This window comes from Pseudonocardia sp. Ae505_Ps2, assembly GCF_001932425.1.
Taxonomy (GTDB): Bacteria; Actinomycetota; Actinomycetes; order Mycobacteriales; family Pseudonocardiaceae; genus Pseudonocardia.
In genome coordinates, this window is sequence record NZ_MCIP01000001.1 from 6,020,294 (window position 1) to 6,031,156 (window position 10,863).

Sequence of the window (10,863 nt, forward strand, 5' to 3'; positions counted from 1 at the left end):
GCACGCACCTCGCCGTCCGCCCACGCACCACCTCACGCGCTCGACTCCACGCTTCGGCCGCACGCTGGCCATCTTTTACTACGTACACGGAAGGATTGAGCAGTGGCGCTCACCCCCACCGAGACCCGCGCAACCCGCGCACGACGGGTCGCCCGAGCGAGCTTCATCGGAACCGCGATCGAGTGGTACGACTTCTTCATCTACGCCACGGCGGCCGCGCTGGTCCTGGGCCCGCAGTTCTTCCCGTCGGCCTCCCCGCTGGCAGCAACCCTCGCCGCCTACTCGACGCTGGCGGTGGGGTTCATCGCGCGTCCGGTCGGCGGCATCATCATCGGGCACTTCGGCGACCGCGTCGGGCGCAAGCAGCTGCTGGTGTTCTCGCTGGTGCTGATGGGCGTCGCCACATTCCTCATCGGCGTCCTGCCGACCTACGCCACGATCGGCATCTGGGCGCCGATCCTGCTGGTCGTGCTGCGTTTCGCCCAGGGCGTGGGCGTCGGCGGCGAGTGGGGCGGCGCGGTGCTCATGGCCGTCGAGCACGCACCCCCCCCCCGGCAAGCGGACCCTCTACGGCTCGTTCCCGCAGATGGGCCTCCCGGCCGGCATCATCGCCGCGAACGTCGTGTTCCTGCTGCTCAGCCTGGCGATCTCGCCGGAGGCGTTCCTGGCGTGGGGGTGGCGCATCCCGTTCCTGATCTCCGCGGCCCTGGTCATGGTCGGGCTGCTCATCCGGCTGCGGATCAGCGAGTCGCCGGAGTTCGAGGCCGTGCGCACCCGCGGCGAGGTCGCCCGTCGACCGGTCGTCGAGGTGCTGCGCGACCACCCCCGCCGGCTGCTGCTGACCAGCGGCGCGAGCATCGCCGCGCCCGCGCTGGGCTACCTGGTGCTGGTCTATCTGCTCGGTTACGGCACGAGCACCCTGGAGCTGTCGCAGCCCACGATGCTGACGCTGATCGTCATCGGGAGCACGAGCTGGATGGCCGTGATCTGGGCGTCCGCGGTCCTCGCCGACCGGGTCGGCCGCAAGCCGGTCTTCCTCGTGGGTGCCGCGCTGGCCACGGTCTGGGCGGTCCCGTTCTTCCTGCTGATCGACACCGCACAGCCCGTGCTGATGGCGGTCGGCATCGTCGTGGCCACCTCGTCCATCGCTGCGATGGCCGGACCGCAGGCCGCGTTGATCGCCGACGTGTTCCCGGCCCGGGTGCGCTACAGCGGAACCTCGACGGCGTACCAGGTCGGCAGCGTGCTCGGCGGCGCGATCGCCCCACTGGCCGCGACGGCGCTGTTCGCCACCTACGACTCCTCCCTGCCCATCGCCGTCTACATGGCCGCCATGGGGCTCGTCACCCTGCTCTCGATGGCAGCGCTCGCCGTTCCCACCACACCGGAGTTCACCACCGCCCCCGAGTCCACCGAGGCTCCGAACACGACCCCGGAGGTCGCCACATGAGCACCCGCCGGTTCTCCCACTCCGACCCCGAGCTCGACGAGCTCTACAGCGATCTGAGTACCGAACACCTCCAGCCGCTGTGGGAGCTCAAGGGTCTGCTCACCCCGACACCGACCGTGGCGTCGGTCCCCCACCGGTGGTCGGCCGCGCAGCTCCGCAGCCTCGGCGAGCGCTCCGGCCAGCTGGTCGGGATCGACCGCGGCGGGGACCGGCGTGTGCTGGCCTGTGCCAATCCCGGGCTCGGCGGGGCGCCCTACGCGGTCAGCTCGCTGTGGGCGGCGGTGCAGTACCTGGGTCCACGCGAGGTCGCCCCGGCGCATCGGCACACCCCTGCAGCCTTGCGGTTCATCCTGGAGGGCTCCGGTGTGTGGACCCTCGTGGACGGGGATCCGCTGGCGATGTCGGCCGGAGACCTCGTGCTGACACCGAGCTGGACCTTCCACGAACATCACAATCCCAGCGACGAGCCGATGCTGTGGATGGACGTCCTGGACCTGCCGATGGTCGCTGCACTGGAGGCGGTGTTCTTCGAGGAAGGTCCCTCGGAAGACGTCGAACGCCTCACCGATCCCGTGTCGCGGTCGGAACGTTCCTACGGCGCGCCCGGTCTGCTTCCACCGCCGGCAGAGCGCACGACCCCCACGAGACACTCACCGCTTCTGGCCTACCGGTGGGCCGACACCGACCGCGCGCTGGCACGACGTCTCGACGTCACCGGTGCAGGGGCGGCCACGATGACCTACGTCGACCCCACCACCGGCCGTGACGTCATGCCCACCATGCGCTGCGAGGCCCACCGCGTCGTCGAGGGGGCTTCCTCACCGAGGATCCGCCAGACGGGCTCCCGGGTGCTGACCGTGTTTCACGGCAGCGGGGTCGCCGAGGTCGGTGAGCAGCGCTTCGACCTCGGCCCCGGAGACATCCTGGCCATCCCGTCCTGGGTGCCCTGGAGCCTGCACGCCCACGAGCGCATCGACGCGTTCTCCACCAGCGACGCTCCCGTGCTCCATGCACTCGGGCTCTACCGCGAACAGGAGCAGCCATGACTGCGATCGGACCGTCCACCACGTCGCCGCGGCCCCCGAAGGAGGTCGACACGCTCGTGGTCGGTGGCGGCATCGGCGGCCTCGCCACCGCGCTCGCGATCGCCCGCGGCGGTCGAGCGGTCCACCTGCTCGAGCAGGCTTCCGAGTTCGCCGAGGTGGGGGCCGGCCTGCAGCTCGGGGCGAACGCCACCCGCGTGATGCACCGGCTCGGGGTCCTCGACGCCGTCGAGGCGGTCGCGGTACACCCCGAACGCGCCGTGATGCGCGATGCCGTGACCGGCGAACGGCTCACCGGGCTGACCCTGGGAGAGACCTACAGGTCCCGCTACGGCTTCCCCTACCTGGTCATGCACCGCAGTGACCTGCTGCAGATCCTGCTCGACGCCTGCCGTGCCGAACCCCGGGTCACGCTGGAGAACGATCGGACCGTCCGCGACGCCGTCCCCGGCGACGACGACGTGCTGGTCACGTGCGAGGACTCGAGCAGCTACCGCGCCCGCGCGGTGCTCGCGGCCGACGGTCTGCACTCGCGGCTACGTCGTCTGTTCGTCGACGACGAACCGGTCTGCTCCGGGTACGTGGCCTACCGCGGGACCATGCCCATCGGCGACGTCGCCACCGACGTCGACGCCAACGACATCGTGCTCTGGGTGGGGCCGCGGCTGCACCTCATGCAGTACCCGGTCCGCGCCGGCGCCCTCTACAACCAGGTCGCGGTCTTCCACAGCGACAGCTTCGCCGCGGGAGTCCCCGACACCGAGTGGGGCACCCCCCAGGAGCTCGACGCGGCGTACGCGGAGACCACGGACGCGGTGCGGCTCAGCGCCGCCTCGGTCTCGCGAGCCCGACACTGGCCGCTGTTCGACCGCGAACCGCTCGACCACATCGCCGCCGGGCGGATCGCACTCCTCGGCGACGCCGCACACCCGATGCTGCAGGTGCTGGGTCAGGGCGCTTGCCAGGCGTTGGAGGACGCCGACACCGTGGCCACCTGCCTGAGCGAACACTCCGACGACGTGGAGAAGGCCCTGGCCGCCTACGAACAGAAGCGGTTGGCCCGGGTGACCACCTGCCAGCGTCGGGCCCGCCCGTGGGCAGACATGTGGCACCTCACCGACCCGGTCGCGCTCTCCCTGCGCAACCGCGTCCTGCGCGACCGCGCCGACGACGACTACCGCGACGTCGACTGGCTCTACCTCCAACAGCCCGACCCCGGACTCGTCCCGTCCTGACCCGCCCACCCGTCTCCCTCCCGATCGGAGAGCCTCCGTGAAGCTCTGCTCCGTACTCGACGCCACCGGCACGACCCGCCTCGGACTGGCCCACCAGGGCGTCACCCTCGACGTCACCGACCAGGTCCCCGCAGGGCCCGGCAGTCCGCTGCGGCGGCTCCTCGACGCCGGGACCGACCCGGCCTCGCTGCGCCCCAGCGGTCCGGAGCTGGACCCCACCCGGCTGCTCGCCCCCGTGCCGGACCCGAGCAAGATCGTTGCTGCGCCGGTCAACTACGTCGACCACCAGGTCGAGATGAGCCAGGCCTCCCACATCGACTCCCTCGGGGTCTTCCTCAAGGCGCCGAGCTCCCTGATCGGCCACGACGGCCTGATCGAGCTGCCCTACCACGACCGCCGCTTCGACCAGGAGGGCGAGCTCGCGGTGGTCATCGGACGCCGGGCCTCGCACGTCCCGGTCGACGACGCCGATGAGCACATCGCCGGATACACCTGCCTGCTGGACATGACCATGCGCGGTGGGGAGGACCGTTCGGTGCGCAAGAGCTTCGACACGTTCACACCGTGCGGGCCGTACCTCGTCACGCCCGACGAGGTCGGAGACCTCGACGAGCTGGAACTGCACACCTGGGTCAACGGCACGCTGCGCCAACGCGCCGACCTCGCCGATCTCATCTGGGGTGTCCCCGCGCTCATCGCCTACGTCAGCTCGGTGATGGTCCTCGAACCGGGCGACATCGTCTCCACCGGCACCCCGGCCGGAGTCGGGCAGGTCCACGACGGCGACGTCGTCACGGTCGAGATCACCCGCGTCGGGCGGCTGAGCGCCACCGTGACCGACAAGGGGGCGGTCGCCTGCCCCACCCTCGGCCGCGACTCGGGCCCCACGCCACCGACCGAACTCACCCCGGTCCAGGAGCGTCCCACCCGCTGAGCACCACGGCAGCCGTCCGACGGCCCGGAGCTCCAGGACCACGACCGACGACCCCGCAACGAGGAGACATGCGCGAGCCCCTCGATCCGGGAGCCCGCGGGACCCGCTGCTCCGACGGCAGGCCCGGCGCCGCCGGATCGGTCCCGCTCGGCCGCGGCGCCGAGGTGGGCGCTGCCCGCCATCCCCCACTCGACCGCGAACGGAGGCCCCGTAGTGGCACCCCCCGGTGAGCACACCACCCTGACCCTGGAGGTCACCGCACGCGACGAGGGCGCACACGGCGTCGCCGTCCTGACCCTGCAACGCCCCGACCGTTCGGACCTGCCCTCCTGGGAGGCCGGCGCCCACATCGACCTGCTGCTGCAGCCGGATCTGATCCGTCAGTACTCACTGTGCGGGCCGGTCCGGCAGACCGACCGGTGGCGGATCGCGGTGCTCCTCGATCCCGACGGGCGCGGCGGCTCCCGGTTCGTCCACGACGAACTGAAGCCGGGCAGCAGGATCGAGGTGCGCGGCCCTCGCAACAACTTCGCCCTCCTGCCCGCCCCGCGCTACGTCTTCATCGCCGGCGGGATCGGCATCACCCCGATCCTGCCGATGGTGGCCGCAGCCCGGGCCGCTGACGCGGCCGTCGAGTTGCACTACGGCGGACGGTCGCGCGCCTCGATGGCGTTCCTGCACGAGCTACGGGAACGCACCGGGGTTTCGGTCGCGCTGCATCCTCAGGACGAGGTCGGTCCGATCGATCTGACAGCGATCCTCGGCACTCCGAGGACCGACACGCTCGTCTACGCCTGCGGGCCCGCGTCCCTGCTCGCTGCGGTGGAAGCCCGCTGCGCGGCGTGGCCCGCCGGCGTCCTGCACGTCGAACGGTTCGCTCCGAAGCACGTCGTCGACCCGGCCGGGTCCGGACCGGGCGAGTCCTTCGAGGTGGAGCTGGCAACGAGCGGCATCACCCTCACCGTCCCGCCCGACCGGTCCGTCCTCGACGTCGTCGAGCAGGCAGGCGTCCAGGTCATGTACTCCTGTCGCGAGGGAACGTGCGGCACCTGCAAGACACCGGTCCTCGCCGGCGAGGTCGACCACCGGGACTCCCTCCTGTCGCCGGAGGAGCAGGAGGCCAACGACGTCATGTTCCCCTGCGTCTCACGATCCGCGTGCCGCCGCCTGGTCCTCGACCTCTGAACAGTGCTCGTCACCGGCGCCGCACGGGTGGCGAGACGGGCGCTCACGCGGCCGGCCGCGGTTCCTCGATGAACTCGACCGTGGTCCCGTCCGGGTCGCGGACGTAGACGAACCGGGTTCCCGCACGCGGCCCATCAGCCATCTCCCGCGGCCGCCCCGGGGCGGCCCATCCACCCTCCGCAACACGAGCGAGCAAGGCGTCGAGGTCCTCGACCACGAACGCGAGGTGCATCGCACCAGGGGTGTCCGGGCCCGGGGCGTGGTCCGTCGCGGGCCCCGGACGGACGTACTCCAGCAGCTCGAGGCGATGCCCGGGCAACGGGATGATCGCGGTCCGGATGTCGGCACCGGGCACCCCGACGACGTCCTCGGCGAAGGTCCCCGTGAGGTGGGCACGTCGCTCCACCTCGACGCCGAGGACGTCGCACCAGAACGCCACAGCCCGGTCCAGATCGGACACCGTGATCCCGGTGTGGTCGGTCCTGCGCAGTTCGAAGCTCACCGATCCATCATCCGCGCGGCGGCCGCCGCCGGCCAGGCGGCGCTCTCCGGCACCGACCAGGGCGGTAGACGGCATTCACTCATCTCGTCACGCGCCTCGGTCTCGGTCGTGGGGGGGTTCGGTGAACCCATCTCGGCCGCGACCGCCAGGAGGACGGCGCCGGCACCGGCCAGGGCGAGGATGCTGAAGGGCTCTCCGAGCACGGTGATCCCGATCAGGTAGGCCACGAGCGGTACCGCGTAGGCGTAGGTGCTGACGAGCCCGATGGGTGCCCGTCGCAGCAGCCAGTTGTAGAGCGCGAACCCGGCCGACGAGTCGACGACGATGAGGTAGCCGAGGGCCACCCAGGACGCGATGGACACGTCGTCCGGTGCGAACGTCGACAGCTCCCCCGAGGCCAGCCCCGTGCCGACGAGTGCTGCACCACCGGTGATGAGCTGGATCGTGGTCGCGTCGCGGGGCGAGGGCAGCATCGTCGAACGGGAGGCCCACAGCGTGGCCGCGGCCCAGGACAGCGAGGCTGCGACGACCAGAAGTAGCCAGACCGACCATGGGTCGCCCTGTGCCGGGCGTACCGCGAACAGGACTGCCACTACTCCGACGAGTCCCACGACGACCTGGCCCGCCGCCGCGAGCCCCGGCCGATCGCCGAGAACGGCCCGGAACAGCACGACCCACAGCGGGACGGCGGCGACGATGAGCGCGGCGGTGCTGGCATAGACGTGTTGCTCTGCGACGGCCACGGCGCCCTGGGCTCCGAGCAGGCCGATACCGACGCCTGCGGCGACCACCGACGGCCCGAGCCGGGCCCGACGGATGGTGGACGGGAACGCGATGGCCAGCCCGAGGCCCGCCGTCAGGAAGATCGACCCCGTGCCGAGCAGCGGCGGAAGGGTGTCGACCATGATCCGGATCGCCGGGAACGACGACCCCCAGCACAGCCACAGCACCACCAGGCCGACCAGAACACGGGGGCTGGTGGTCGAATTGCCGTCGGTCAGCACATACGCATACGACCCGAGCAGTGAGTATGAGTCCAACAACTTCTTCGAACACCGCTCATGAGCTGTCAGCATGACGCGGTGGATCTGACCCTTGTGAACCTTCGATGCCTGCTCGCCATTGCCGACCGCGGCAGCTTCACCGGCGCGGCAGCAGCTGTCGGGCTCACACAGTCAGCAGTGAGCCGGAACATCGCCACGCTTGAGCGCCACCTCGGTCATGCCCTCGTCGCCCGCCGCCCGGACGGGGCAGCGTTGACGGCGATCGGGACCCGCGTCGTCGAACACGGCCGTCGCGCAGTCGAGCACATCAGGGCCATCGAGGATCTGCGAGAGCAGCCCGTCCCAGCGACGATCCGTGTGGGGGCCGTGCACAGTGCAGCGCTCCACCTCGTCCCGGAGGCAGCCCGCCAGTTCCGGACCCTTCATCCGGATGCAGAGGTCCTCATCGCTCGGGGCGATGACGACGAACTGCTGAGCTGGCTCGATGCAAGGACGATCCACGTCGCGGTGACGACGCGGCCCACCACACCGGACCGCACCTGCTCGTCAGCCGCGGACGAGTTCCTGGCCGTCCTGCCGCGAACACACCCGCTCGCCCGAGCCACGGAGGTTCGTCTGGACGATCTCGTCGCGGCCGGCGTCGCCGATCCCGGCGGCACATGCGGACCGCAACTGGAAGAGGCCTACGCGGAACACGGGGAACGGTGGGCGCCGGCGCACACCGTCCGCGACCTCGAAACCATGTTCGCCATGGTCGCGGCGGGAATCACGGTCGGTGTCGCCCCCGCCGTCGCCGTACCTCACGACATGCCGACGAGCGTCGTGGCACGCTCACTCGAGCCCCGGATATCACGTCAGCTGTTCGTCAGCACCGGGCCGACGCATCCCCTCGGCCCCTCGTTGACGAGCGCCTTGATCGCGATACTGCACCGCAGGTCCTGAGCTGAGCAGGGGCGCCCGCATCACCGGGGAGCGGGAGGCGCGGAACCCGGACTTCTCGTACATCCGACGCCCGTCCTCGGTAGCGAGCAGCTCCGCACGGCCGGCACCGACGGTGCGACTCCAGGCGAACACGGCGTCGAACGCTGCGCGGCCGTGCCCCCGCCCTCGGGCCCCGGGATCGGTGCACACGTTGCAGACCAGCACGTCGCCGCCGGGCGAGTGCGGAGACGGGGGTGCTTCCCGGAGGATGCCCATCGCGGTCGCGACGACCGCACCGTCCACCTCGACGACCATGATGCAGACCCGCGGGTCGTCCAGCCGCCGCGTGAACCACTCCGCCGCCGCGGCCTGCCAGTCGGTGGCATCGTGCTGCGGGACCTCCATCGCCCGGAACATCTCCGCACGAAGCCGCACGACGTCCTCGACGTCGCGTGCCTCCGCCCTGCGGATCCGTCGGGAGCCCACACCGTCGAGCGTAACGGCCGCTCAGGTGTCCAGGAGGTCGGGCGCGAAGACCTCGTCGACGGTGAAGCGGTGTGCGGACAGTCCCTGCTCGTGCTGGTAGCGCAGGAACGTGTCGAGGGCCGCGCGGTTCGCGGCGATCCCGTAGGGCCACCAGTCCTCGCCCATGAGGGCGACGTCGTCCTCGGCCAGCCGGCTCGCCCAGGGCAGCATGGTGTGCACCTGGTAGAGCCGTCGTCCCGCGCCGAGATAGTGGTCCCGGGCGAGGTTCTTGGCGTCGAGGAAGCCCTGGTAGGCGGCGCGGGCGAGGTCGGGGTGCGCGGCGAGGCTGTCGGTACGCACGACGACCGCGTGCATCATCGGGAACAGCCCGGTGCGCCGGTACCAGTCCTGCTCGACCGGGACGTAGTCCTCGAAGAGCCGCCGCACCCCGGGCCCGGCATGGCTCGCGGGCACGTTCGCGCTGAACAGCGCGTCGATCTCACCGGCGGCGAGCAGGTCACCGAGAGCCCTCTCGGACTCCGCGACGATCTCGACGCCCTCGGGTCGGCGTTGCGGGACGAAGTCGAAGGGTGCCATCGGGGTGTCCAGCCCGCCGATCACCCAGCGGTTGCGCCTCGGGTCGAACCCGTACTCGTCGGCCAGGATCCCCTTGGCCCACACCCCGGAGTCCTGCGAGTACATCCCGAACTCGCCGATCGTGCGCCCGACCAGGTCGGCCGGGGTCTCGATGCCCGATCCGGTGTGGACGTAGACGCAGGAGTGCCGGAACACCCGGTTGGGGAACGCCGGGACCGCGACGAAGGCTCCCGGCTCCTCCTCGAGCACCCGCAGCAGGAATCCGAGACCGAGCTCGGCGATGTCGAACTCGCGGTCGCGGATCATCCGGGCGAACACCTCGGGAACGACCGACCCGCTCCGCATCTCGATGTCGTACCCCGGGAGGCTCGCGGTGCCGTCGAACAGGGCGGCGGTCGTGTCGTAGCGCATGGACCCGACGATGATCATGCCTTCACGATGCGCCGCCGTGCCGCCCACGTCCAAGACAGTCTTGCGCTGGGATCCATAGCGATTGATGCTCGGTGCCGTGGAGCTGCGGCAACTCGTGTACTTCGAGGCCGTCGTGCGGTGCGGCGGGTTCACCCGGGCCGCCCACGACCTCCGCGTGGCGCAGCCGGCGATCTCCGCCCAGGTGCGACGGCTCGAGTCGGAGCTGGGCGTCACTCTGCTCGCGCGCACCACCCGACGGGTGACGCCGACCGAGGCGGGCGAGCTGTTGCTGGTGCGGGCCCGGCGGGTCCTCGCCGAGCTGGCCGCCGCACGCGACGAGGCCGCGCAGATGGCCGACGTCGTACGCGGCTCGGTCACGGTCGGGACCACCGGTGTGCTCGGTGGCCTCGACCTGCCCGCCGTGCTCTCCGGCTTCATCGGCCGGCATCCGGGCGTGACGGTCTCGTTGCGCACCGGGCTCATGGACGCCCTGCTCGACGACCTGGCCGCCGGAGCGGTGGACCTCGTGCTCGGCCCGGTCCATCCCGACCGGCCAGCGGGCATTCTCGTCACACCCCTGTCCGAGGACCGGCTCGTGCTCCTCACACCGCTGGACCGGGACGGCGGCGAGCTCACGGAGTTCGCCGGCGAGCCGTTCGTGTCCCTGCCGGTCGGCAGCGGGCTGCGGAAGCTCCTCGACGGCCTCGCCACCCGGCTCGGCGTGGACCTGCCGGTCCGTTTCGAGGCGTCATCGCCCGACGGGGTCCGCGACCTCGTCGCCGCCGGCCTCGGGGTCGCGCTGATGGCCGCCTCGGCCGTCGCGCGGCCGGGCCCCGCCGTCGGGGTGCACGAGGTGGTACCCGCAACCCCGCACCCCACGATCGGCGTGCTGTACGGCGCAACGACATCGCCGGCGGCGCGGGCGCTGCGCTCGTGGGTGATCCGGTCTGCGGGGCGGCCGCCGGGTGGGGAGCAGGCGAGCTGAGAGGACTCCGCCGGTGTCGTCGATGACCGTCCGTGGCGCGCCCCCTCCACCAGTTCATCGAGGCGCAGCTTTGTGTCCGGCACGGTCGGTCTCGTCCAGACGGCTCGTGTCGACCGATCGGCGGGGCGCTA

10 protein-coding genes and 1 pseudogene are annotated in these 10,863 nt (G+C 71.3%); 8 read left to right on the forward strand and 3 right to left on the reverse strand.

The features are described 5' to 3' along the window. Positions 1 to 102: 102 nt before the first annotated feature. The 6 genes and pseudogenes from Ae505Ps2_RS34080 to Ae505Ps2_RS28130 all read left to right on the forward strand — a co-directional run. Positions 103 to 486: pseudogene (locus Ae505Ps2_RS34080) on the forward strand (MFS transporter); the annotation flags it as partial. A gap of 100 nt (positions 487 to 586) precedes the next feature. Further along, a complete protein-coding gene (locus tag Ae505Ps2_RS34085; RefSeq protein WP_075554149.1) occupies positions 587 to 1,450 on the forward strand; it encodes an MFS transporter in 864 nt (287 codons plus the stop codon). Continuing rightward, positions 1,447 to 2,496 (forward strand): cupin domain-containing protein, encoded by a 1,050-nt coding sequence (locus Ae505Ps2_RS28115; protein WP_075310848.1) that lies wholly within the window; start codon positions 1,447 to 1,449, stop codon positions 2,494 to 2,496. Before Ae505Ps2_RS34085 ends, Ae505Ps2_RS28115 begins: the two co-directional genes overlap by 4 nt. Beyond that, a complete protein-coding gene (locus Ae505Ps2_RS28120) occupies positions 2,493 to 3,728 on the forward strand; it encodes an FAD-dependent monooxygenase (protein ID WP_075333704.1) in 1,236 nt (411 codons plus the stop codon). The genes Ae505Ps2_RS28115 and Ae505Ps2_RS28120 overlap by 4 nt, the downstream gene beginning before the upstream one ends. Before the next feature lie 37 nt (positions 3,729 to 3,765). Next, on the forward strand, positions 3,766 to 4,662 hold the full coding sequence (locus Ae505Ps2_RS28125) for a fumarylacetoacetate hydrolase family protein (protein WP_075310844.1): 897 nt from the start codon (positions 3,766 to 3,768) through the stop codon (positions 4,660 to 4,662). 213 nt (positions 4,663 to 4,875) lie between these two features. Then, entirely contained in the window at positions 4,876 to 5,847 is a 972-nt protein-coding gene (locus Ae505Ps2_RS28130; protein WP_075310842.1) for a PDR/VanB family oxidoreductase, read from the forward strand. 43 nt (positions 5,848 to 5,890) lie between these two features. Here the strand turns inward: Ae505Ps2_RS28130 and Ae505Ps2_RS28135 are convergent, their stop codons facing one another. Further along, complete coding sequence (locus tag Ae505Ps2_RS28135) at positions 5,891 to 6,349, reverse strand: VOC family protein (protein WP_158071517.1); 459 nt, start codon at positions 6,347 to 6,349, stop codon at positions 5,891 to 5,893. Next, on the reverse strand, positions 6,346 to 7,353 hold the full coding sequence (locus Ae505Ps2_RS28140) for an EamA family transporter (protein WP_075333705.1): 1,008 nt from the start codon (positions 7,351 to 7,353) through the stop codon (positions 6,346 to 6,348). Before Ae505Ps2_RS28140 ends, Ae505Ps2_RS28135 begins: the two co-directional genes overlap by 4 nt. A gap of 78 nt (positions 7,354 to 7,431) precedes the next feature. On the opposite strand from Ae505Ps2_RS28140, the gene Ae505Ps2_RS28145 reads away from it, so the two are divergent. Beyond that, entirely contained in the window at positions 7,432 to 8,295 is an 864-nt protein-coding gene (locus Ae505Ps2_RS28145; protein ID WP_075310840.1) for a LysR family transcriptional regulator, read from the forward strand. 486 nt (positions 8,296 to 8,781) lie between these two features. Here the strand turns inward: Ae505Ps2_RS28145 and Ae505Ps2_RS28155 are convergent, their stop codons facing one another. Continuing rightward, positions 8,782 to 9,765: a 4,5-dihydroxyphthalate decarboxylase gene (locus tag Ae505Ps2_RS28155; RefSeq protein ID WP_139318959.1), complete on the reverse strand. Its 984-nt coding sequence runs from the start codon at positions 9,763 to 9,765 to the stop codon at positions 8,782 to 8,784. 79 nt (positions 9,766 to 9,844) lie between these two features. On the opposite strand from Ae505Ps2_RS28155, the gene Ae505Ps2_RS28160 reads away from it, so the two are divergent. Then, on the forward strand, positions 9,845 to 10,732 hold the full coding sequence (locus tag Ae505Ps2_RS28160; RefSeq protein ID WP_075312934.1) for a LysR family transcriptional regulator: 888 nt from the start codon (positions 9,845 to 9,847) through the stop codon (positions 10,730 to 10,732). The last annotated feature ends 131 nt before the right edge of the window (positions 10,733 to 10,863 follow it).

Bases quoted from the DNA above. Each gene is read 5' to 3' on its own strand.
- Ae505Ps2_RS34085 (WP_075554149.1), top strand. From the start codon at position 587: ATGGGCCTCCCGGCCGGCATCATCGCCGCGAACGTCGTGTTCCTGCTG.
- Ae505Ps2_RS28115 (WP_075310848.1), top strand. From the start codon at position 1,447: ATGAGCACCCGCCGGTTCTCCCACTCCGACCCCGAGCTCGACGAGCTC.
- Ae505Ps2_RS28120 (WP_075333704.1), top strand. From the start codon at position 2,493: ATGACTGCGATCGGACCGTCCACCACGTCGCCGCGGCCCCCGAAGGAG.
- Ae505Ps2_RS28155 (WP_139318959.1), bottom strand. From the start codon at position 9,765: ATGATCATCGTCGGGTCCATGCGCTACGACACGACCGCCGCCCTGTTC.